Below are 20,498 nucleotides of genomic sequence, written 5' to 3'. Positions count from 1 at the left end.
CTTTCAACTCAATATAATTAGTTTTTATCTTGCTTAGGATACCTGTAGACCGTAATCTGTCAACGCCAACCAGATAAAAGGGTTTACTAACGGTTATTTTATGAACAAAAATATCAACTCTACGATCGCCGCCAATAACAGTTCAATAGACTTTGAATTTGATAAACAACATATCTGGCATCCTTACACTTCAATGAGTCATGCCCTTCCTGCATTTGGCGTTATATCCGCAAAAGAGTGTGAGCTGACACTGGATGATGGACGCCAACTTGTCGATGGCACCAGCTCTTGGTGGGCCTGCGTTCATGGTTATAGTCACCCTACAATCGTCAATGCAATGCAGGAGCAGCTTCACAAGTTGAGCCATGTCATGTTTGGTGGGATCACTCACCAGCCAGCAATTGAACTGTCAAAAAAGCTGGTGAATATGACCAGCGATAACCTCACTAAAGTATTTTTAGCCGACTCAGGCTCAATTGCTGTTGAGGTCGCGCTAAAGATGTCTTTGCAGTATTGGCAAGGACGTAACCAGCCGCAAAAACAGCGCATACTAACGGTAAAGTGTGGCTATCACGGTGATACATTTGCAGCCATGAGTGTGTGCGATCCCGAAGGCGGTATGCACACTATGTTTGGCGATTCTGTGACTCAGCATGAGTTTGTCAGTGCGCCCAAAACTCAATTTGGCCAGCCATTCGATAACAGTGAACTCGATGAGATGCGTGCAAAGCTTGCCTCACAGGGCAATGAGATAGCAGCGGTTATCTTAGAGCCTGTTTTACAGGGTGCTGGAGGTATGCGCTTTTATCACCCTCAATATTTAGTTGGTTTACGTCAGCTATGTGATGAGTTTAATGTGCTTTTAATACTCGATGAGATAGCAACAGGCTTTGGGCGTACGGGTAAGTTATTTGCCTATGAACATGCGATGCATGATGGAAAAGCCGTTGAAGCCGACATTCTCTGTTTAGGCAAAGCCCTCACTGGCGGTTATATCTCACTCGCCGCAACTATCTGTAGCGATGAGGTCGCCCAGGGGATCAGCGACTCGCCAGCAGGCGTGTTCATGCATGGCCCAACATTTATGGGTAACCCACTGGCCTGCTCTGCCGCTTGCGCCAGCTTAGATCTTCTCTCACGCAATGAGTGGCAAGCCCAAGTCAGTAACATTGAGCGTCAGTTACAAGATGAGCTTGCCGAAGCCGTTGAATATCCACAAGTCAAAAATGTCCGCGTATTGGGCGCAATTGGTGTTATCGAGATGAACTCGAGCGTCAATACCGCTGAGTTACAACAGCAGTTTGTCGACCTCGGTGTCTGGATAAGGCCGTTTTCCAACCTTATCTATATCATGCCCCCCTATGTTATCTCTGCAGAGCAGTTAACTAAATTAACCAGTGCAATGAAAATAATGGCCAAAAGTATCTTAACCTGCGGTGATCAAGCAGAGTTTATTAGCCACGGTTAATCAGGAGTCATCATGTCGAAATTAGCAATTATCACTGGAGGTAGCCGCGGGATCGGCTATTCAATCGCTGAAAAACTTGCCCAGATGGGGTTTAACCTGATCTTAATGGCAAAAACAGCCAACAATTTAACCTCGGCTAAACAGGCACTACTTGAAATCAACCCAAACATCAGCATAGAAACCATTGCTATCGATTTTAGTGATAGTGCGGCAATAGAGAGTGTGGCTCAGACGATAACCGAAAAGCACACGAACATTGATATACTGGTTAACAGCGCAGGCGTCCTTAGCATTGAGTTCGAACACGCCTCTGCTGCCACACTTAGCACACTGTTTTCCGTCAACTGCATCTCTACCATGGTACTTACAAATGCCATTTGCGAGCAGATGAAGCAAGCGCGCTCCGGCTATATTATCAATATTGCCTCTTTAGCTGGCAAAAGCCACTTACCTAAAATTGGTGCATACGCAGCTACCAAAGCTGCCCTTATCAGTTACAGTGAAAGTTTGTATAAACACCTGCTTCCCCACAATGTTAAGGTCACCTGTCTCTGCCCCAGTGTGGTTAACACCGAGATGACTGATGATGGGCGAATTGCAAACCAAGATAAGATACAAACTGATGACTTAGTTAACGCCGTTACCTATATTCTCTCTCTAGGTAAAGGCGCTCAGCTTCCTCAACTCGATATTGATTGTACGCCCATCGCCTTAGCTCAGCTGTAAGCCTTGTTAGGCACCTGTGTCCACAGCTCTCGACCAGGTGCCATAATGAATTGCAGAGTTAACATCGCGTCTGGGCTGCCAACCTAAGGTTTCCAACTCAGGTTTATCTTTGAAATAAGAAACATAACCTACACACAGATAGGCGATTATCTCTATCTCTTCAGGAATATTAAGTGCATCTCTTAGTACTGAGTCATGGAGGATGCTCACCCAACCAACACCTAAATTTTCAGCTCTGGCTGCCAACCACAGATTCTGAACTGCACACACACTGCTAAATAGATCCATCTCAGCTTTAATCGTACGACCTAACACAGTTGGGCCATTACGGTGTCGATCGCAGGTCACACAGATCCCCAGCGGTGCTTCCAGTATCCCCTCTAATTTTAATTTTCGGTATTGAGCTGCTTTGTCATCATTAAACTGTTCTGCAGATTCACGATTAGCACTATCAAAGCCAGTCTTTATCTTCTTTTTTGTTTCCAGATCATCAACCAGAACAAAATCCCAAGGCTGCATAAAACCAACACTGGGGGCATGATGAGCAGCGGTTAATACTCGATGTAACACATCCTCAGGGATCGGTTCAGGGGAGAACTCGCCACGAACATCTCGCCGGGCAAAAATAGTTTTATAGACAGCATCACGTTCATTTTCAGTTATTTTCATCACTAAGGAGTGGTAAGGAAGAGATGGTGTAGATTATCTTACGAAGGAGTGAGAGTGCGAGGATTTTATAGTAAAGAATCGATATTATCATTTGGTTGAAATCAAGGGCTAAAAAGTGGTGTTGCTTCATTCGCTCATCTGTAGCAACTCATGCCCACTCTATAACCCCAACTGACATCAAACAAACACAGGCTTTTAGCTATTCAAACCAGCTTTCCCAATTCTCGTTAGCACTTTTATGGGACAAGATCCCATTATTAAGGGCATTCATAAAGCTATCTGCATCTTCCATGCTAAAGCCCGCTTCTTCAAAATTTAATATCTGTATATTACCGATAAGCTTAAAGGGGCTAGATTGACATCTTTGGTAAAGTTGAACAGGTTGAGCAAGCTCATTTGACCAAGCCTTAATCAGATAAACATCCTGTTTAGTGCCATCCTCAAGCTCTACAATTCCCTCTTGAGCATAAGACCATGCATCCACAGAGTCTTGGTGCTCCTCAATCGCTTTATGGGCCAGCTCTATCGCTTCTTGCTGAGTGGCTGCTTCGAAATTCTGCACCTCTCTTTTAGCACCAGACTGTAAGATAAGGTAAGGGACCATCAACTCACCATTTTGTCCACTACCAATAAAACCAGTATGAGCCAGAGTGAGGCCGACAAAATTTCCGATTAACTCTACGTTCATTCTTTTATCCTTGGCTATTGTTCTTATCAACTAAATGTAGACCCAATTCAGCATATTGTCGTCGACGAATCAATTGATAACAGGTTATAAAGCTTAGATATATTCCAAGATACCTGATTTATTGATATCGATCGAGTGCCAATCATCAATCTTGTACAACTTAAATGAGTCAATCTGCCAACAATAGTTTAACCAATAGATTCAGCGAACATTAATGAGCTAAAGGCGCGACACCGCAAGTTGGATTATCAGCCAGTCCTACATCCCTTGCGTGTTGCTCAAACCCTTTGTTCTTCCAGAAAAAAGCACCTGGCATCGTCGTCGGGATCACGAGATTATAAAATAGCGCCCTGCCGATAACTGCAGTCACAATATTGACCAAGCTTAAGCTCAACCAGACTGCAACTGTTATGGACTCACTCACATTTTGCACCTGAGAAGTCATCAGTAAACCACACCCCATAAAGAGGTTAAAACCTAGCAGATAGTTACGTAGCAGATAGGTTTTACCAAATGTAGTGCATTGGACATAGTGAGCCGCCCCGCCTTCATTTTCACTTCGATTAAGCATCATATTGTGCCCAATCAAGCCAACCGCCTCTATCATTTGTCCCAGCACAAATACCAGTCCCAGTATCTGCAGTGCATCAGAGAAACCTGCTCCTTCAGCGCCGATTGAGATGAGTAAAACTACACCACAGACCATAGCGCCTAAAGACAAGCTGTTACCCACAAAGCTGGTTACGGTTTGCCAGTGATTCCAGAAGGGTCTGGCCTTAATTTGATAACACTGGTTCATATAATAGAGGCCAGCTAGTCCAGCAAGGGTCGCAAATCCCCCCGAACCTAGCACCCAAGGCCTTAAGGTTACTCCTGTTACTAGATTGACTAAGTCAACGCCAATTAGTTGGTTTATCGAGCTGATAACCCACGTATTGCTTGGCAAAAGTAACAGTGAAGTCACTCCAAGGCTTGCAGAGAACATAGCTAAACCAAAACCTTCGCGGCTCATGGGTGAGTAACGCAAATTATTAAAACCTCGGTAAAAGCGAAAAGGTTTACCTAAGTGAGTCACACTCATAAACAGACCCAGAGACATCAGCACAATAGAGAGCAATACCAGCGGTAGGAAGAAGTTGGAGCCGGTAAATACCTCGAACACCTCAATGCCTGCTAGTGCCCCTAAAAATGGAATGATAAATGTGCCAAGTGCAGCCTGCGCCAACAAGGTAAATAGCACCAGAGGGTTTTCTCGACTGTTCAATTTTTGCAGGTTCCAATGTTTTTGTTTACCCACCTTTTGATCCACCACAGGCTGATAATGACCTTGGGAGTCTTTATGGTATTTAACTGGTGTATTGTCGGTACGAGTCAACTCATCAGGTAGTGTTTTTGTCTGCTGAAAGCGAATATTGGGATGGGTGATCTCAGGAGATGGAAAGCCCGGTATCGCGGTTTTGCACTGCTCTCTGTTCTCTGGTGTATTCTCTATCACGCCAAAATCCAGCGCGTTACCCACACACGCCGACACACAAGCAGGCTTAAGGCCAACTTCGAGCCTATCGACACACATATTACATTTAGATACCAGCCCTTTTACCGGATCTAACTGAGGGGCATTGTAGGGACAAACCCAAGTGCAGTAACCGCAACCAAAACAAGTCTCAGGGTCTTGCAATACAGCGCCATACTCAGCATGTTTGGTGTATGCCCTCGTTGGACACCCTTTTAAACACACAGGATCATCACAATGGTTACAGGCCATGGAGATATTCATCCGTTTATAATCTGGGTATGAGCCCCCTTCCACATACCCTACAGAGCGAAATGCCAAGTGCGCAGGATTATCATTCTTCTCAGAACAAGCTGACTCACAGGCATGACAGCCGATACAGTTATCGGCGGTAAAGAAAAACCCATGCTGTTTATTACGATCTGGATTAGTGCCAACTTGCGGGTTGTCATTAATAAACATGGAGCGACCTACCGGTTTATCGGTCAACTCAACAAGATCAATCCGCTTGCCGTAACGATTTTCAATTTCACTCTCTGTTTTTGGCAAATAAGCATAAGCTTGCTCATCAGTTCTCACTTCCCAGTGATTTGAGCGTCCCTGTTGCTCTTTATTCTCCTCAGCTCTATTTGAGGCAGTCTCTTTTTTTGAACTTGTACTCGTTGCCTGCTCAGGGATATACAGATCGACATCAACTTTCTTGATGCTAGCTGTTATTTTTGGCTCTTCTATGTTTTCTATACTCATCACTATGTCCTTGAATTCACCCTGCGGTTTACCAATCAAAATGCACGTCGCTCGGCATTGATACGGGCAGCTTCAACTTGATCAATCGCCTCAATTCGGGTTGCACATTGTTTAAAGGCTGGCTGACGGGAATAGGGATCGAGTAAGCCGAGTGTCAGCCTGTTTACGCAATCGTGATAATGAAAAGGGATAAAGACCATATTACGCGGCACTCTCTGTGTTAGCTGCACCATCACAACCGCATCGCCTCGACGGCTGGTTAAACGCACATAGCTTTGATGTTTAACCCCTAATGCATTCGCCGCATCTGGATTCATCTCCATATAGGCGGTTGGGCTGAACTTATTACAGTTACCTATCTTTCCTGTACGGGTACGGGTATGAAAATGCTCGACCACACGGCCACTATTAAGCCAAAAAGGATACTCATCACAGGGCTGCTCATTATTATTGTAAAAATCCACAGGAATAAGGTTCGCCTTGCCCGTTTGCGTGGCAAATACGCCATCGCTATAGAGCCTAGGTGTGCCCTTTAACCCCTCATCCGTTTCTCGAAATGGCCACTGTATCCCTTTAGCCGCGGCAATTTTTGCATAGCTCATCCCCGAAATATCTAAGTTACGCGGTGCGCCGTGTGGCAACTTACCTTTAGACAGGTATTTCATCTCCTCAAATGCCCCCTCTGGCGTCTCAGGAAAATGGATCATCTGACCATTCTCAAAGCGTTTCGCCAGTTGATTAAAGATCCAAAAATCCGGTTTAGAGTTTTTATAGGGAGGTAACACATTGCTAATGAGATTGACTCTGCGCTCGGTATTGGTATGGGTGCCCTCTTTCTCTGCCCACACAGACGCAGGAAGATACACATGGGAATATTGATTGGTTTCAACATCCTGATATACATCTTGAACCACCAAAAAATCTAACTTCTCTAACGCCTTACGTATTCGTGGTGTATTTGGCATTGAGGTCATCGGATTCGTGGCCACAATCCACAAGCCTTTAATCTCGCCAGTTTCTATTGCGGGAAAAATATCGGTCTCGGCCAAACCACGCTTTTTTGGGAAAAAGTCAGAGTCTATCCCCCAAAACGCTGCGATCTCATCTCGATCAGCCCTATTTTCCAAATAACGGTAACCGGGTAGCCCAGAACATGATGACCACTCTCGGGTACCCATGGCGTTACACTGACCGGTTATCGATAAACTAGTGCCGCCTGGCTTGCCTATGTTACCGGTGAGCATATTGAGGTTATTGATGTTCGCGACACCGTCGGAGCCATGGGTTGATTGATTGATCCCCATGGTCCAGATACTCATCGCAGCCGGCGCATTAGCGTACAGCCTCGCCACATTGCGTATGGTGTCTTCATCGATGCCGCAGATATGCTGAGCAATTTCTGGGCTATATGCACCAACAAGCGCTTTGACTGCTTCAAAGCCTTGAGTATGGGCATCAATATAGCTTTGATCTTGCAAACCCTCTTTGATGATCACATGCAGCATGGCATTAATCAGCACACAATCGGTTCCCGGTGTAATAGGCAGATGAATATCAGCAAACTGCGCCAACATAGTCACTCTAGGATCAACAACAATGAGCGGGAAGTGACGCTTCTCAAGCGCCTCTTTTAAACGCCAATAGATGATGGGATGCTGCTCTGGAAGGTTAGAGCCAAAGGCCATTAAACAGTGAGTGTGTTCAAAGTCATCATAGCAACCCGGTGGCCCGTCGGCGCCAAAGGAGCGCTTATAGCCACTCACCGCCGATGCCATACACAAAGTCGTGTTGCCATCATAATTATTGGTGCCAATCACGCCACGAGCAAGCTTGCCTAAAGTGTAGAACTCTTCAGTTAATAGCTGACCCGAAGAGACAATGGCAAATGCATCACGTCCATACTCGGCTTGGATCTGCTTTATCTTGCTCGCAGTCGTATCTAAGACATGATCCCAAGAACTTTCCTCGAACTCCTCGAAATGTTGATTACGAACAAGCGGTGCACAGCCTCTACCCGGACTTTCAAATAACTCATGTTCAAGGATCCCCTTAATACATAGCTTACCTCGATTGACATCGGCCCCAGCATGACCACGAGTTGTCACTATCTTATTATGCTCATTCAATCCAATCTCAATAGAGCAGCCTGTAGAGCAATAATTACACGTAGTGTACTTCCACTTCGCAACTTGCTTATTTGGGATCACAATGGGCTTTCTGTTTTTTCGACCAAACAACATCAGCACTCCAGATACAGCTAAGGTTTATTTACCCTTAACTTTGCACTAGTTGTGCCAAACACTTACCCCATTAAAATCAATCAGATATGAAAAATAGAGTGGAAGAACTTGGACAATAACAGTGCTACCGCCTTGTTTTGGTGCAATTTTGACAACAAAAAGCCTTCACCTTATTTACAATTCATTTTCATTACTAGCCACGGTTTTTTTAACGCGTTAAGATAGAAGCGAAAATAATAAAATGATATCTATAATTAGAGGTTCGTAAAATAGATAGCTACAATTTAACGGTGGCGAAGGTTATACAGGGTTAACCTTTACTTTAAATAAAATCGGACTTTATTTAATTATGAAAGGGAGCAGTTAAATGGCGTATATCATTGATCCGAATTCAAACTCTAAAGTTTACCTTTATGCCCACCACAGTTTTGGACGTTTAGCTTATTCAGTAAATACGCTAATAAGTCATTCAGATATATCAAAAATCCATGCGATAATAGAGTGGAGTGATGGCATCTGGACTATTCGAGATATCAGCACAAATGGCTGCTGGTTAAATAAGATAAAACTCTTTAGTAATAAGCGCTATCCACTGAAAGCGGGAGATAAGATTAATTTCGCCTCCTTAGAACATCAGGAATATTGTTTAGAAAATACCGATGCACCTGCCGACCTTCTTATCCCCTGCACAACGCCTGGAGAAGATAATCAACACCTTGATGATGCGATTACACTTGAGGAGTACAATCTACTCCCTCACTCAAATCCTGAATTAGCCATATTTCATGACCCAAAGATGGATAACTGGAAAGTCTCATCCATTGACAGTGAAACCGATGACAACTGCATACTCGCAGAGGGGCAAATTATCGAGTTTCAACAGCAGAAGTGGCAACTGCACCTTAGCCATCTAGAGCCATTAACTCAGGCGTTGCAGGACTCTCGATTAACCCTTGAAGATATCACCTTTGATTTCTATCTAAGCTTAGATGAAGAGGTATCACAGCTAAAAGTACATACTCCTGAATCGATATTAGATCTCCATGTGCGCAGTCATCACTATTTAACCTTGAATCTAGCCAGATACCGCTCCTTAAGCGCAGAGCAAGGGTTAGATGAATCTGAGCAGGGCTGGGTTTATGCAGATCAACTCGTCAAAGATTTGGGGATAGAGATCCGCCATCTTAATATCCAGATCCACAGAGCCAGAAAACAGTTCAGCGACAGTGTCAACGTCAATGATGCCGAATACATCATCCAAAGACAGGCTGGAAAAGTGCGTTTCGGCAGTGCTAATTTTAACATCTACAAGGGACAGAAACTCGAGTGTGGTCTACATCAAAATAGAGAGAGCACTCCAAGCGATAACCAAACACAGTACGGGCACCACTAGTGGTTTTAACATTCAGCCATCATAAAATAGGAATAGAAGTAAATTGAAGCCTATAACTGAGCCCACGCCCCTACAACTCCCTGAGTTTATTTCAGATAAATATACGCTGACAGATACTTTAGGTGCGGGAGGCATGGGCAAGGTATACCTTGCTCAAGATACTCGTTTGCATCGAACCGTCGCCATTAAAGTGTTAAATCAAGCATCAGACGGGAGCAAGACACCAAATCAAACACTAGATGAAGCCAGAGCCTTAGCTAAGTTAAACCATCCTAATATTGTGCAGATCTATGATGTGCTGGAACATCAAAGTCAGCTCGTATTAGTCATGGAGTTCATCGAAGGCCAACCGCTTCAGCAGTTTCAACATGAGCAGCTCCCTAGTCTAATCCAGAAGCTAACGATCTTATATCAGATCTGTCTAGGGCTCGCAGCCGCACATCATGTTGGAGTTGTTCATTGCGATCTAAAAGCGTCCAATATCATCATTACCTCGGAGACAAATGAAGGTGGTTTCGGCGCGAAAATTGTTGATTTTGGCATTGCGCAAACTCAGCGATCAGTCCAAGTACTACAAAATATCAGCGAAAAAAATGAGAATCTAGCTGCAAGCCAAGGTTGTAAAATAGCCATGTCGCCAGAGCAGCTAAATGGATTGCCAATCAACCATTTAAGTGATCTATTCTCTTTCGGCATTTTGGCCTATCGCTTTATCTCTGGTCACCACCCTTTTGGCACAGGCTCGGCAAGTCAGATTGGTGACAACATAGTCAATACCCCTGCACCAGATGCCTTTGAACTTGTGCCACAAATCCCAGCAGCATTAGCAAAACTACTTAATCAACTACTTCAAAAACACCCCGCAGATAGAGTGCAAAGTGCGAAACAAGTGGCGGATAAACTCCAACAAATTATCATCGCCCAAACCCAAGAGGAGATATTACAGCAGCAAACTGTGGCCAATACTCCGCTATACGATAGCAACGTCGAAACAGAGGAGCATAATTCTCCCTCTAAAGACAATACACTTAGAGACAATGCACTTAGAGACAATGTACTTAAAGATAGTGCACTTAAAAATAGTCCACTTAAAACTAGCCCACTCAACCCGTTATCGAAAAAAAGTATACTCATAACGGTGACAGCTCTTTGCCTGTTAACGGCTTTATTGCTGGCAAACTACCCATCACTATTGGCTTTTATGAATCCTGCACCATCTAGCACGGCGATTAAACATCAAGTGGTAGTGATCCCACCAACACTTGAGAGCTCAAGCTTTAGCAATCAAAACCCCATCGGCTCCAATCTTTTAGCCACAGCAGAGCCTAGCCTGCTGGTAGCAACCATGGACGATGCTATTAAGCAGTACATAATACAAAACCAATCGATGCAGCTTATCTCAAGCTCAGAGGTTAATGCCATCGAGGGCGATATCAATGCAATCGGCAACTATACCGGCGCGACAGATATCCTCACCAGTGAAATCAACTGCAACATTACCCGCTGCAACATTACTCTCTCACGATTAAATAGAAGCTCAGACTCTCAGCGCTGGACGGTATCAGAGCAAGATCACTGGCCGGTAATATTGGAGAATTTCTACGCCACCCATAACGACACCCAACTGAAAGTAACTAAGCTATTTTCGGATAGCGGGGCTGGAAAGCAGGTAAATATGCAGGTTAGTGAACAAGACTACCTGACTTATATTGATCTTTATTCAACAGTGTTGCTCGAAGGGAGAGTCACACCAGAATTGATGCAGTCTTTAGCGACATTAATTCAGAAAACCCCTTACCTCTATTCCGCCTATTCTCTATTTAGAGAGAGTGCATTAAGTTTTTATAACAGTACAAATGATGAGAAGTTTCTTCACATCTTTGAGAAGCTATTAGACCAATCCCCTCCTGAATACAGATACAGTGTTGAACAGGCTATAGATAAGTTCACTATCTATGCCTCAACCAATGAGTTTGACAAAGCTCATACTCAACTAAACATAGCGAAACAGCGTGGTGCAAATCAAACCACTTTAATTGAGTTTCAAGCCTACTTTTTCTTAGTCAGTAATCAATTAGAGCAGGCCATAAGTACCTACCAAAAAGCTTTATTCCTGAGACCAAGTACAAAGTTATTATATAATTTAGCACTCAGTTATTGGTGGGAGAGTGATTCAATAAACACTAAAAAAACCTTAAAAACTCTACTTTCAATCAATTCAAAACACTACTTTGCCAATCAACTACTCGCTGATATTTCACTTATTGAGGGAGACTTAGAGCAAGCAATAGCGCTTTATCTTCCTTTAGTGAAAACAAACAATCAAAGTATTGATATTAGTAACCTTGGACTTAGCTATGCACTCTCAGGGAAATACCAACAAGCACTGGAGATGGCTCAATTGGCGGTAGATAGTAGCCCTAACCACCCAAACTGGATATTAAATCTGGCCGATATTCAATTAATCTTAGGTAAAACAAGCCAAGCCCATGCCCACTATCGGCAGGTTTTAAAATTAAATCAGGAAGTAGATAGCAGAAGTGCTTGGCTACAAAGAGCACAAGCTTATGTTCATATAGGTGACCACCAAGCAGCAATTAAAGCGTTAAATCAACTAAAAAAAATGTCAACAAATGATGGTGAGGTATTTTTTGTCGCCGCCCTCATATACACACAAATCGGGGAGCATACCTCAGCACTATCTCAAGTCGAAGAGGCACTAAATTCCAATATAGGAGCTGTCTGGTTTAATCTGCCTTGGTTTGATTCACTCTGTGAAATACCAAAGTTTAGTCAATTACTGGAAACAGCTGGCACACTTGATCGTTGCCAGCTTAAAGAGTTGATTTTACGCTTGAAAACCTAACCCATAGGGCGCCTTACACCAACCTGTGGATCTTGCGAATAGTGAACAGTGAATTGTCCCTGTGTATCGGTAAAAGGTGGGGTCGGTAGGTCTTTTGATGCCACATACCTAAAGGAAATAGTATCTCCCTCAACGGGAGTCTCTTTCACCTGCTCAATGGTCAATATAACTTGTAATCCATTATCCGCCACCTGACTGGTAACACTATAAGCACTGGCATTTTGCTCCTCATCAAACACGATGCCGTTTTCATAGAAACGCCAACCAGCCTCGATAGCTTTATCACTCATCTTGCCGATAAGTACCACCCTCTGCAGGAGTTGCAGCTCCTCGCTAAGCACGACAGGACTTGTTTCACTTGGTTTATAAGGCTCAAAACTTATAGTTAAGGATGAACATGGACTCGGTGTTGGTGCTAACACCCCATTATCAACTCGATAGATTTCGGTATTCCAAGGGGAGAGCACATCGGGCGTGATTGAAAAATAGTTAACATCAGTACTCACGTTCATACTGTTTCCTTCGAACGCGGGTGCAGGAACCACAATCTCAACCCCCTCTGTCACTTTGTTTGTCATGTTTTCGGCTATGTTCATCATTAATCTCCCTTCCCTGTCATAGATTATCTTGCGTGATTGGATAAATAAAAACTTGATAGGCTTAATCGTTATTTATACTGACTCAACAATAGAGACAGTGAATAAATAACTCATTAAAAAAAGTAATAGAACCATCAAAAATTAAGGTATTAGTTCAGCTTATTTAAATTCGAAGTCTAATTAAGCCTTATAAATTAGTACAGCAGTTTCCCTCCATATTCAAGCCTTTTAATTTATCTATATCCCCCCTAGTTCACAGCCATAAGTAACAAAATGTGAATAGATAAAAAATATCAAACCTATGATAATTTTAGAATACTCCACTTAATTCATAGAGCATGAAGCAATTAGCTGTTTAATTCGTGTTATATGGTGTAATACGGATTTTTTATCATTTTTGATAAGCTTTTATGAAGTGAATAATACAGAGCTTACTAGTATGAAACTGTGTAGTCTTAACCGAGTCTTTCACTGGTTAACTGGCAAACAAAGAGATAACGAACTTATCCTGCAGCTAAATTTCGCTCTGTCGGGAGGTTATCACTCCCAAGATTGGTTAATCCAAATCTGGCAAGCAAGTATTAAGCAGTCGAACCATAAAACTGACATACCTCCTATAACTGACTAACAAATAGGAAACTCACTAACAAATAGAAAAGGCTGGCAAACTTGCACATTGCCAGCAGATATAAATATTGCCCTTTATAATCGAGGACGTCTCACTCCAACCAGTGGACGAAGATTAAGCGTCGTAGGAGACAATACGCCTTTTATGTCTATATCAGTGAGACTTTGAGTATTTCCATTAGAAAGTCGAGTATTAGCTCGCTCAGCAACCCCGCCCTTATTGGGCTCTACGTTAAGAGCTCCTGCCATTGATGATGTAGAGATAAGTAAGGTGGTCAGCAAAGCTGCACAATATGATTTTTTTAACATAATTATTCCATTAATTGAGTAGTTAACATATAAAGTATTACCAATGAAAGGTAATATCCTAGTAGAAACAGCAAGTAGCATTAATTGCCTCAGTGATATGCTTATATGCTTGGACAACCCGCACACGATATCCCTAATCAAACTACTATCTAGCTTTTCAGACACTAGCACATGATCCAAATACAATTAACCAATCATAAATAATGATTTAATAAACGATACTTAAGCGCCAACATTCAAAGAAAAACTAGTATAAAAGTACAATTAGAATTGGTAAGTACAACCCGTAAAAGCATGCTCTTTTGATATTGAAACAATCTGGATGACTCAGCCAGGTTTTTGGGGGCATAACCTGATTGCACTCTCTTGGCTTATAAAGCATAAAGACAATCTAACAAATTCCCAATTCAACCAGCTACTACTCAACGTATATGAGCAGTGTCATTGGACGTTTAGTGATGTTGAAAATAGCCCTGTTATCGATACGCTTTATCAAGGTGAACTGAATACGGCTGTATTACATAAAAATTGTAGGGCATTACTGTTTAATAGCAGTAATAATTTACATCAAATCACGTTGGCAGCATCAGTAATGCATCTTTATGGACAAAATTGGATCAAAGCTCAAGATAAGAGAAGACTCATCAGCATTCTTACCTTCTATAGTGCACTTAACCGATAAACTAAAGCTTTCTCTTACTCGTCATCAGTTTCAAATGATGGATAACAATGCATATGCTATTTAGCTACTAAAGTGAATAAACAAAAACTGAAGCTAGTTACATCTAATCAGCAAATACATATCATTTTTAGCAGATGCGCTAGCGAAGTCATCAAAAATAGAGTAACCCTATCAATATCCTTGACAGGGTATGGATTATCACTAGAATACGCGCCGTTTGCCTGAATGGCAGTAACACCAAGCAGTTATAATGCGAGGTTACACTTCAGGTAAGCCGCACATTTTATTCATATGATGCAGGGGTAACAGATGGCAGGCGATAATAACTATAGCTTAGGTCCGGTTCCACAATCGGCACGTAAAGGCATTCTCTCTCTCACTATGGTGATGCTGGGATTAACCTTCTTTTCAGCAAGTATGTGGACAGGAGGAACGCTTGGAACAGGACTCTCCTTTGATGATTTTATTCTCGCGGTTCTCATTGGTAACTTAATTCTCGGTATTTATACTTCATTTCTTGGTTACATCGGCGCTCAATCTGGCCTCTCTACACATCTTCTGGCTCGTTACTCTTTCGGTTTAAAAGGCTCCTGGCTTCCCTCTCTTCTTCTCGGTGGAACACAAGTTGGTTGGTTTGGCGTTGGTGTCGCAATGTTTGCCATCCCAGTACATAAGGCGACAGGCATAGACACCAACCTACTTATTCTTATCTCTGGTCTACTGATGACCGCCACCGTTTACTTCGGCATTGCCGCCATCATGATCTTATCTGCCATCGCCGTTCCAGCTATTGCCCTCTTCGGTGGTTTCTCAGTACTTCAGGCGGTTGACAGTATGGGTGGCGTCGATGGCTTAGTGGCCTTCACGCCCGAGGAGCCAATGGCCTTCTCTACCGCACTGGTTCTGGTTGTCGGGTCGTTTATTTCAGCAGGAACACTCACCGCTGATTTTGTTCGATTTGGTAAAAAGCCGATGAATGCTGTATTTGTCACTATGTTTGCCTTCTTCATTGGCAATTCGTTGATGTTTATCTTTGGCGCAGCTGGCGCGGCAGCAACAGGCCAAGCGGATATTTCAGAGGTCATGATTGCTCAAGGATTACTGATCCCAGCAATTATTATCTTAGGGTTAAACATCTGGACCACTAATGATAATGCGCTCTACGCTTCAGGTTTAGGCTTTTCCAATATCACAGGCCTTCCAAGTAAGTACCTGTCGGTATTTAACGGCATCATCGGCACACTTTGCGCACTTTGGCTATATAATAACTTCGTGGGGTGGCTCACCTTTCTGTCAGCAGCTATCCCCCCAATTGGCGGTATCATCATCGCTGACTTCTTAAGAAACCGTGAAAAGTACAAAGATTTTGCTAATGCAAAATTCGACACAGTTAACTGGGCCGCTATTTTAGGCGTCGCGATAGGTGTTGCTGCAGGGCATTTGCTACCAGGCATAGTGCCAATCAATGCGGTACTGGCTGGTGCACTAAGTTATCTCATAATAGACACTCTGATTAAACGTAAAACAGTTCCATCAAAATCAACTTGTAAAAATGCAACTAATGCATAAGGAAACCACGATGCCAGCTGCAAATATGCTGATCCAAAACATTACTCTCCAAGGCAAGCAAGGCCTGCATCAGATCCTAATTGAAGGTGGAAAGTTCCAAGCTATCGCCCCAATGACTGAGCACTTACACTTCAGCTCTGCAGATACCTCTGGCGAGCACCTTGACGGTGAAGGCGGCATGGCTATCGCCCCTTTTTGTGAGCCCCATGTACACCTAGACACCACACAAACAGCTGGAGAGCCAAGCTGGAATATATCTGGAACTCTGTTTGAGGGGATTGAGCGTTGGTCTGAACGTAAATCTATGCTCTCAATCGAAGATGTGAAAAGCCGAGCTAAGCAGACGCTAAAATGGCAGATAGCCAACGGTATCCAACACGTTCGTACCCATGTCGATGTCTCCGACCCAACACTTATCGCCCTTAAAGCCATGCTTGAAGTTAAAGAGGAGATGAAGCAATGGGTGGATATTCAGATCGTTGCTTTCCCGCAGGAGGGGATCCTCTCCTACCCCAATGGTAAAGAGTTACTCGAAGAGGCGGTCAAATTAGGTGCTGACGTCATAGGTGCAATTCCTCACTTTGAGTTCACCCGTGAATATGGTGTCGAGTCTCTGCACTTTGTCTTTGAGCTTGCCCGCAAGTATGACCGTCTTATCGACGTTCACTGCGATGAGATAGATGACGAACAATCACGTTTTGTCGAAACGGTTGCCGCGCTGGCCCATAAATACGATATGGGAGAACGAGTCACAGCCAGCCACACAACCGCGATGCACTCATACAATGATGCCTATGCCTCACGTCTGTTCCGTCTACTTAAGATGTCGGGCATAAATTTTGTCGCCAATCCGCTAGTCAATATTCACCTGCAAGGTCGTTTCGATGATTATCCTAAGCGCCGCGGCATCACCCGAGTCAAAGAGATGCTGGCAGCCAACATTAATGTCTGTTTTGGTCATGATGATATCTTCGATCCATGGTATCCATTGGGCACTGCAAATATGCTGCAAGTACTACATATGGGTCTGCATGTATGTCAGATTATGGGTTATGAGCAGATAAATGACTCGCTAGCCCTTATCAGCAGTAAATCAGCACGTACCCTGAATATTCAGGACAGCTATGGGATAGAGATAGGCAAGCCAGGCAGCTTACTGATCCTTCCTGCCGATAATGGTTTTGATGCCGTGCGCCGCCAAGTGCCTGTACGTTACTCTGTACGCCACGGAAAACTGCTCGCAGAAACTCAAGTTGCAACAACACAAATTCATTTAGAAGAAGCTGAAAACGTCACTTTTCGTCGCTAATATTCAGCTTTGACACTGTGGTCACTATAGCTGTTTATATAGTGACCCTTTACCTACAGCAGCTCTCCTCCAAATCCCCCTTCCTGTCCTTTCACCCTTTCTCTTGACTATTTCCCTTAAAATAATCAAGTTAGAACGAGTGCTATACCAGAATTTTCCCCTCTAATTCCGGGCGAAAAACTCTGGTATAGCTCAACTAGATAGAGGACCACAATATGCATAAGAGTCGATTAGCCGCCCTAGTGATAGACAGTCAAGTTGATGATATCGAAGTCGCCAATCAGTTTTGGGAAAATGCCCTAGGTTTAATGTGCATCTCCTCTACCGAGGATTGGTCTAATAAGTATGCGCATCTGGAAACCTGTAACAATCAACCGCAAGTGCTGATTCAAAAAGTGAACCACGAAAGCAGAGTTCATCTGGATATCGAGACCGATGATATCAATGCGGAAATTGCTCGACTTGAGAAGCTAGGCGCTGTGATTGCTGAAAAGTTTCCTCGCTGGGTCGTGATGCTAGCGCCTACAGGGCATAGATTCTGTGTTGTTAACCCACAGCGAACAGACTTCACAACCGCTGAAAATGTTAATGAGTGGCCATAAAAGCAATCAGTAGTAATCATCAACGATTAAATTGAATCAACACCAAACAGATTTAGCCTATCGCCCCTTCACTGGATGATAGCTTCCAATCACTTAATTTTAGTGATAAAACATTCGTAATTGAAATTAACTTTATATACATTAATAAGATAGATATAAACCTAACAGAAAATAAAGGAGCTGAAACAAAAATGGATGTCACAATAAGGCACACTGAACCTAGCGATTTTGAGGGAGTACAATCACTGTATACCCAACCTTCCTGCTACTCAGGTACGTTGCAACTCCCCTACCCATCACTATCAAACTGGCAGGCCAGACTCGCTAATATGGGTAAAGATCACTATAACTTAGTTGCCCTTATTGATAACCAGATTGTGGGTCAAATTGGCATGATAATAATGGACAATCCGCGTAGGAAACACGTGGCCAATATTGGTATGTCTGTTAGCCATCAACTGCAGAATCAGGGAATAGGCACACAATTATTAGAAGCGATACTTGATCTTGCTGACAACTGGCTCGCACTGAAACGCGTTGAACTTGAGGTGTATACAGACAATCCCGCAGCCATTGCACTCTATAAAAAAGCAGGTTTCGTGATAGAGGGGACAGCAAAAAACTACGCCTTCAGAGATGGTGAGTATGTCGATAGCCACCTTATGGCAAGGTTAGCCCAATAATCTTAAAAGGACAAGATGATTAATATTAGAGCCGTCACAATAGCCGATACTTGCGATATTTGGACATTAAGAACCAAGGCTATCAGCCAAGCTTGCTTAAGCCACTATCCAAAAGAGGTGGTAAAGCAGTGGGCGGCCTCCCCTATACCAAGTAACTTTGCAGAGATATTGATCAACTTACACGCCATTGTCGCCGAAGATATCAGTGAAGATAAACGGAGCACTTTGCTCGGCTTTGGCTTTATTAACAAGGATAAGAGAGGTGAATTTAAACAATCCCCCCATCGCGTTTACCATCACTCGGCTTGACACCCCTTTGGGAATAATCAGAGCAACTGGCCAGTGGGCACCGAACACGCCAACAGTGACAGGTGCCAAACTGTTCATCTCAACATTCGATATTATGGGGACTGATGGCTGGGTCGCTTTGGATATCAAACTCCCCAAAACCAGTGCCTTGATAAATGAGCTCAATGATAAAATCTTACATCATCTACAAACAAGGTGAGTACCGCAATAGCCTGCACTCACCTTGTATAATGAATAGCTTAATTTTTGTTATTTCAAACTGTTATTAGAAATAATAGCCGAAGTTGATGTTAACGCGCTTATTCACTTCCCCATTACCTACCATTGAACCACCAATAAACGGCTGGTTTTCAGCAACAACAAAATCTACATAGGTGTAGAGACCACCAGCAGTAATGGCAACACCAGTGACATTCATAAAGGTGTCTTCCAGATCCGCTGACTTATCGGTGACAAGCGAGTAGTCGTTGTAAAAGGTGAGATTTGAAATTGGGCCGATCTTCACAGGCAAACTATAAGCTATGTTAGCGATATAGCTACTGGCTTCTGCAGGGATAGAGTCATAAAAACCATAGGCACCGACCACCATCTGTTCAACATCCATACCATCAACATCATACTCATAGCCGGTATATTGAAGCTTAAGGTTCCAGCGATCATAGTTAACCACACCATGCACAGCACCAGAGAAGTGATCGCCATCTTGATCACTGGCAATCTCTAACTGACCAGCTTGCGCTGACATACCAAGTTCAAGCAACACATCATCAAACACAAAGTTATGCACATAACGGGCATTAAAAGTGTTGGTTTCTCCCGCTTCTAGAGTAGGAACATCATAGATCCCCTCTCCATCCAAGCGAACTCCCACGACATCGTAGGCATAACGATCACTGCGATCAGAGACATAACCATCCAGACCACCTAACTCATCATTTTTATAAAAGGCTAAATCCAGTCGATTTGCATCACTTTTATAGGTGTAATTCAGACCCAGATCGTAATCATCTTCGAGTCCCAGGTAGAAGTTAGAGCTAAAGAAGTAGCTGTTCGATGCATAGGTCAAAATACCAAATGGGACTTGAGTAACACCGATCTTCCCCTGTTGATTCTCATCAAAATCATAACCCACCCAAGCATGATGAATCACGTTCATATACTGAAACCAGCGATACTGCGCCGAGAAGAGAACGTCTCCCACATTGCCATCAACATCGATACGGAAAAGGTCAAAATCGAGATCGCCACCGCGGTCTTCATTCTTCTCGTCATAATCGGTATAGGTATATTGGAAACGTGCGGCTCCACCAAACTTAATAGAGTTATCCTTTTTCTCCTCAACCTCACTCTTAGGAGATGCTTTCTCTGACTCCAGTTGATCGATTCGAGCTTTAAGCGCCGCGATCTCTTCATCAACCGTGGCGCCATTTGCGCTAGCATTTAACATCATTGCGATGCAAGAGGCTAATAGTGTCTTGCGGATCATCATTTATCCTTAT

18 protein-coding genes are annotated in these 20,498 nt (G+C 43.3%); 11 read left to right on the top strand and 7 right to left on the bottom strand.

Going from position 1 to position 20,498, the window contains the following annotated elements:
* The first annotated feature begins 100 nt into the window (after window positions 1–100).
* Together bioA and K0625_RS08630 are read left to right on the top strand one after the other, a co-directional pair.
* Window positions 101–1,468, top strand: a complete 1,368-nt coding sequence (bioA, locus tag K0625_RS08635; protein ID WP_220109323.1) for an adenosylmethionine--8-amino-7-oxononanoate transaminase — start codon at window positions 101–103, stop codon at window positions 1,466–1,468.
* Window positions 1,469–1,480: 12 nt separating this feature from the next.
* Complete coding sequence (locus K0625_RS08630; RefSeq protein ID WP_220109322.1) at window positions 1,481–2,194, top strand: SDR family NAD(P)-dependent oxidoreductase; 714 nt, start codon at window positions 1,481–1,483, stop codon at window positions 2,192–2,194.
* A 6-nt stretch (window positions 2,195–2,200) separates the two neighbouring features.
* Here the strand turns inward: K0625_RS08630 and bluB are convergent, their stop codons facing one another.
* The 4 genes from bluB to K0625_RS08610 all read right to left on the bottom strand — a co-directional run bounded on the left by bluB (window position 2,201) and on the right by K0625_RS08610 (window position 8,051).
* Window positions 2,201–2,863: a 5,6-dimethylbenzimidazole synthase gene (gene bluB / locus K0625_RS08625; RefSeq protein ID WP_220109321.1), complete on the bottom strand. Its 663-nt coding sequence runs from the start codon at window positions 2,861–2,863 to the stop codon at window positions 2,201–2,203.
* Window positions 2,864–3,062: 199 nt separating this feature from the next.
* Window positions 3,063–3,551, bottom strand: coding sequence for a hypothetical protein (locus tag K0625_RS08620; protein ID WP_220109320.1), 489 nt, complete (start codon window positions 3,549–3,551; stop codon window positions 3,063–3,065).
* Window positions 3,552–3,762: 211 nt separating this feature from the next.
* The gene (locus tag K0625_RS08615; protein WP_220109319.1) at window positions 3,763–5,811 is read right to left on the bottom strand and encodes a DmsC/YnfH family molybdoenzyme membrane anchor subunit; all 2,049 of its coding nucleotides are present in this window, start codon (window positions 5,809–5,811) and stop codon (window positions 3,763–3,765) included.
* Window positions 5,812–5,846: 35 nt separating this feature from the next.
* Window positions 5,847–8,051: a molybdopterin oxidoreductase family protein gene (locus tag K0625_RS08610; RefSeq protein WP_220109318.1), complete on the bottom strand. Its 2,205-nt coding sequence runs from the start codon at window positions 8,049–8,051 to the stop codon at window positions 5,847–5,849.
* Window positions 8,052–8,418: 367 nt separating this feature from the next.
* On the opposite strand from K0625_RS08610, the gene K0625_RS08605 reads away from it, so the two are divergent.
* Both K0625_RS08605 and K0625_RS08600 read left to right on the top strand, forming a co-directional pair.
* Complete coding sequence (locus K0625_RS08605) at window positions 8,419–9,444, top strand: FHA domain-containing protein (protein ID WP_220109317.1); 1,026 nt, start codon at window positions 8,419–8,421, stop codon at window positions 9,442–9,444.
* A gap of 43 nt (window positions 9,445–9,487) precedes the next feature.
* Window positions 9,488–12,310: a serine/threonine-protein kinase gene (locus K0625_RS08600; RefSeq protein ID WP_220109316.1), complete on the top strand. Its 2,823-nt coding sequence runs from the start codon at window positions 9,488–9,490 to the stop codon at window positions 12,308–12,310.
* Here the strand turns inward: K0625_RS08600 and K0625_RS08595 are convergent.
* On the bottom strand, window positions 12,307–12,909 hold the full coding sequence (locus tag K0625_RS08595; RefSeq protein ID WP_220109315.1) for a DP-EP family protein: 603 nt from the start codon (window positions 12,907–12,909) through the stop codon (window positions 12,307–12,309). The genes K0625_RS08600 and K0625_RS08595 overlap by 4 nt on opposite strands.
* A 702-nt stretch (window positions 12,910–13,611) precedes the next feature.
* Window positions 13,612–13,845 carry a hypothetical protein gene (locus tag K0625_RS08590; RefSeq protein ID WP_220109314.1) on the bottom strand — a complete coding sequence of 78 codons (234 nt, stop codon included), beginning with the start codon at window positions 13,843–13,845 and terminating at the stop codon, window positions 13,612–13,614.
* Window positions 13,846–14,167: 322 nt separating this feature from the next.
* Between K0625_RS08590 and K0625_RS08585 the strand changes: the two genes are divergently transcribed.
* From K0625_RS08585 to K0625_RS08555, 7 genes are all read left to right on the top strand, one after another.
* Window positions 14,168–14,527 carry a hypothetical protein gene (locus K0625_RS08585; protein WP_220109313.1) on the top strand — a complete coding sequence of 120 codons (360 nt, stop codon included), beginning with the start codon at window positions 14,168–14,170 and terminating at the stop codon, window positions 14,525–14,527.
* Between the two features lie 309 nt (window positions 14,528–14,836).
* Window positions 14,837–16,096, top strand: a complete 1,260-nt coding sequence (gene codB / locus K0625_RS08580) for a cytosine permease (protein WP_220109312.1) — start codon at window positions 14,837–14,839, stop codon at window positions 16,094–16,096.
* Between the two features lie 10 nt (window positions 16,097–16,106).
* Window positions 16,107–17,405 carry a cytosine deaminase gene (locus tag K0625_RS08575; RefSeq protein ID WP_220109311.1) on the top strand — a complete coding sequence of 433 codons (1,299 nt, stop codon included), beginning with the start codon at window positions 16,107–16,109 and terminating at the stop codon, window positions 17,403–17,405.
* A gap of 215 nt (window positions 17,406–17,620) precedes the next feature.
* Window positions 17,621–18,007 (top strand): VOC family protein, encoded by a 387-nt coding sequence (locus tag K0625_RS08570; protein WP_220109310.1) that lies wholly within the window; start codon window positions 17,621–17,623, stop codon window positions 18,005–18,007.
* A gap of 191 nt (window positions 18,008–18,198) precedes the next feature.
* The gene (locus K0625_RS08565; protein WP_220109309.1) at window positions 18,199–18,690 is read left to right on the top strand and encodes a GNAT family N-acetyltransferase; all 492 of its coding nucleotides are present in this window, start codon (window positions 18,199–18,201) and stop codon (window positions 18,688–18,690) included.
* 15 nt (window positions 18,691–18,705) lie between these two features.
* Entirely contained in the window at window positions 18,706–18,999 is a 294-nt protein-coding gene (locus K0625_RS08560) for a hypothetical protein (RefSeq protein WP_220109308.1), read from the top strand.
* Window positions 18,953–19,198, top strand: coding sequence for a hypothetical protein (locus K0625_RS08555; RefSeq protein WP_220109307.1), 246 nt, complete (start codon window positions 18,953–18,955; stop codon window positions 19,196–19,198). The genes K0625_RS08560 and K0625_RS08555 overlap by 47 nt, the downstream gene beginning before the upstream one ends.
* A 66-nt stretch (window positions 19,199–19,264) precedes the next feature.
* Here K0625_RS08555 and K0625_RS08550 read toward each other — a convergent pair whose 3' ends face one another.
* Window positions 19,265–20,485: a putative porin gene (locus tag K0625_RS08550; protein ID WP_220109306.1), complete on the bottom strand. Its 1,221-nt coding sequence runs from the start codon at window positions 20,483–20,485 to the stop codon at window positions 19,265–19,267.
* Window positions 20,486–20,498 lie beyond the last annotated feature (13 nt).

Source organism: Shewanella nanhaiensis (genome assembly GCF_019457885.1).
Taxonomy (GTDB): domain Bacteria; phylum Pseudomonadota; class Gammaproteobacteria; order Enterobacterales; family Shewanellaceae; genus Shewanella; species Shewanella nanhaiensis.
The sequence above is the reverse complement of the archived record's forward strand: the minus strand, read 5'-3'. Positions and strand labels throughout refer to the sequence as shown.